The sequence below is a fragment of the Rhizobium sp. 01T417 genome (genome assembly GCF_056398905.1).
Genome location: NZ_JBFTQH010000107.1, coordinates 1 through 1,973 on the forward strand (window position 1 = coordinate 1; position 1,973 = coordinate 1,973).

Annotated in this window: 1 protein-coding gene and 1 pseudogene; one reads left to right on the top strand and one right to left on the bottom strand. The window is 54.6% G+C overall.

The features are described from left to right. On the bottom strand, positions 1 to 1,006 hold a 1,006-nt coding region (gene dgt, locus AC1DPR_RS31700), incomplete at its 3' end, for a dGTP triphosphohydrolase (protein WP_477817989.1). Positions 1,007 to 1,765: 759 nt separating this feature from the next. Between dgt and AC1DPR_RS31705 the strand changes: the two are divergent. Continuing rightward, positions 1,766 to 1,973, top strand: a pseudogene (locus AC1DPR_RS31705) (dGTP triphosphohydrolase); the annotation flags it as partial.

A 1,973-nucleotide genomic window follows, 5' to 3' on the forward strand; every position in this document is an offset into this window, starting at 1 on the left:
CGGCACAGATTGCGTCATGATGGTCGACGAACCGTCTTGCGACATGGCGGACGGCCTCGTTGAAGATGCGGGTCCGGACTTGGACAAATTTCGACGTGCGCGCATCCTCCTTAGCGCTGAGGAGGTCTTGCAACTCCGTCCTCTGTTGCTCCGGTAACCCCTCGTCAGCGGCTTTGGCTTCGACTTCGGATATGAATCTATCAAAGGTAATGAGTCGCTTTTCGATGCCATCTTCTATGTCGCTGAGGCAGTACGCGATATCGTCCGCCGCTTCCATCAGCGCCGCGATGGGAAAACGCTGCCGTTCTCCAAGTGCGAATGACGTGCGAATTTTGGCCACAACGTCCGCTTCCGTATTGAAGTAGCCCGGTTTTTTGCAGACTCTGGGTTTGTCGGTGACATCCTGCGGCAGCGGCACATATTTCAGATAGCTGGCTAGCTGGCTGTACGTGAGGTTCAAGCCGGTCGTGCCATCCTCTCCTTGTAGCCTTGTTACGATTCGGAAGCCCTGCGCATTGCCATCGAATCGGAGGAAATCCTGGTACGGTCCGTCAAGGTAGGTAGTGTCGCTTGACTCACCGACGGCAGCTTCGAAGGCCCCTTGGCCAGCCGTCTTGAACCATGTACGAATGGCTGCTTCGCCGAAGTGTCCAAAGGGCGGGTTGCCGATGTCGTGTAAGAGGCAGGCGTTTTCCACCAGAGTTATGAATGCGGATTGACGGTCAGAAAGGCCAAGCTCGCCAAGCTTGTTGGCTTCCTCAAATCGGGAAAGCACTTCTTGCGCGACGTAGCGTCCAACGTGAGCAACCTCCAGTGAATGCGTCAGCCGGCTACGCACCGCTGCATTTCCTTCGAGGGGGAACACCTGGGCCTTGTTCTGCAGTCGGCGAAAGGGGCTCGAGAAAATGATTCTCCCACGGTCACTTTCTATCGCTTGGTTGACGTCCGCGAATGTTCGGGTACTTTGTTCTGCCCGTTCTTGGGTAATCCAGCCAGAGTATTGCATTGTTGTCCCGTTGTTTCTGCTTTGATTCGCCATTATATCGAGCGCGAGGCCTCGGCGTGTTCAGTTGGTAAGAAGGGGGGAAGGCACCAAGCGGCCCTCGACCGATGTGCGACACTCCAAGGTAAAACTCTGCCGGGGCATAGTCGCAATGGCCAAGGGTTGCTTTCTCAGGAGACAATAGTAAGACGCTAGATTCCGGTTTGGCGAGGTCCAAAATGCCGTCGACAAAACTGCACCATCAATGTTGCGATTCTCTGCGAGGCCTTCTCTACCCAGACTTTAGATACCGCTCGGCGGCGGCAGAGATGATTTTTGCGTTGGTCGTAACAGCAGGAATCCAGAATGGGGCGCCGTCCCTACCGGCAAGTTTCTCGGTGACATCACGATTCACGACGCGCGGACTGACATAGAGGAAGAGGTATCTGCGAATTACGCGCCCCCCATTCGGAGGGAGCACAGCGATAAGCATGCGAGCTACCATGGGAATCAATTGACCATCATCGTTGCATCTATGCCAGCAGTGAAACGTTTATTTCATTTCAGGTGAACAGGTAAAACACTCAGGAATACCGATCGATTTTTCGCGTGGGGGAAGTTTCGTTAAACGGAAACGTGGCCCGTGGGCAGTGCTAGGGATGCAACAAGCAGGCAAACACATAAGAAGAACTCAACTATCGGCTTGCGTGAACTTTGCTCCGGCCCCAGCAGCCGAAGATCAAGGGAAGAGGCGGGCGGAGTGGTCTTGAGTGGAGGAAAAGCATGGAGTGGTCAAAACTTTTATCAGTTAAGCGCCTGGGGAGAGAGCCGGAAGCTGCAGGCAGCGAGCCGCTGCCACGAACAGAGTTCACAAGGGATTACGATCGAATCATCTTCTCCTCTGCCTTTCGCCGGCTTCAGGACAAGACCCAAGTTTTTCCGCTTGCCAAGAGCGACTACATTCGAACGAGGCTGACGCACAGTCTCGAGG